The sequence below is a fragment of the Yoonia sp. 2307UL14-13 genome (genome assembly GCF_037572755.1).
Classification (GTDB): Bacteria; Pseudomonadota; Alphaproteobacteria; order Rhodobacterales; family Rhodobacteraceae; genus Yoonia.
The window spans coordinates 1-1,142 of sequence record NZ_JBBIFZ010000020.1 but is presented as its reverse complement, the minus strand read 5'-3'; the positions used below and the strand labels follow the sequence as shown (position 1 = coordinate 1,142).

Annotated in this window: 1 protein-coding gene; it reads right to left on the bottom strand. The window is 59.9% G+C overall.

The genetic code is table 11. The features are described 5' to 3' along the window. Nucleotides 1-1,142: elongation factor Tu (gene tuf / locus V8J85_RS20000; protein ID WP_339955549.1), on the bottom strand; the 1,142-nt coding region annotated here is incomplete at both ends.

Sequence of the window (1,142 nt, the reverse complement as noted above, 5' to 3'; positions counted from 1 at the left end):
ACAGTCCGGCCACCTTCACGGATGGCGAAGCGCAGGCCGTCTTCCATCGCGATCGGCGCGATCAGTTCGACGTTGAACTTCAGGTTGTCGCCCGGCATCACCATTTCGGTGCCTGCGGGCAGCTCAACCGTGCCGGTCACGTCTGTCGTGCGGAAGTAGAACTGCGGACGGTAGTTCGCAAAGAACGGTGTGTGACGGCCGCCCTCTTCCTTCGTCAGGATATAGGCCTCGGCCTCGAACTTTGTGTGTGGCTGGACAGAGCCCGGCTTGCACAGGACCTGCCCACGCTCCACACCTTCACGGTCGATACCGCGCAGCAGGGCGCCGATGTTGTCGCCGGCTTCACCGCTGTCCAGCAGCTTGCGGAACATCTCGACACCTGTGCAGGTCGTCTTCTGCGTGTCGCGGATGCCGACGATCTCGATCTCGTCACCCACATTGATCACACCACGCTCCACACGGCCGGTCACGACCGTCCCGCGGCCAGAGATCGAGAACACGTCCTCGACCGGCATCAGGAACGGCTGGTCCACCGCACGGGCAGGCGTCGGGATGTACTCATCCACAGCCGCCATCAGTTCGGCGATCTTTTCCTTACCGATATTGTCGTCACGATCCTCCAGTGCGGCCAGGGCAGAACCCGCGATGATTGGAATGTCATCACCTGGATATTCGTAAGAGCTTAACAATTCGCGAATTTCCATCTCGACCAGTTCGAGCAGCTCTTCATCGTCGACCTGATCGACCTTGTTCATGAAGACAACCATATATGGGATGCCAACCTGGCGACCCAACAAGATATGCTCGCGCGTTTGCGGCATCGGGCCGTCAGCGGCGTTCACCACCAGGATCGCGCCGTCCATCTGGGCGGCACCGGTGATCATGTTCTTGACATAGTCGGCGTGGCCGGGGCAGTCGACGTGGGCATAGTGGCGCGCGTCGGTTTCGTATTCCACGTGGGCCGTCGAGATCGTGATCCCGCGGGCCTTCTCTTCAGGCGCGCCGTCAATCTCGTCATACGCCTTGAAGTCGCCGAACTGCTTCGTGATCGCCGCCGTCAGCGTTGTCTTCCCGTGGTCAACATGGCCAATCGTGCCGATGTTCACATGCGGTTTGTTTCTCTCGAACTTTTCCTTAGCCAT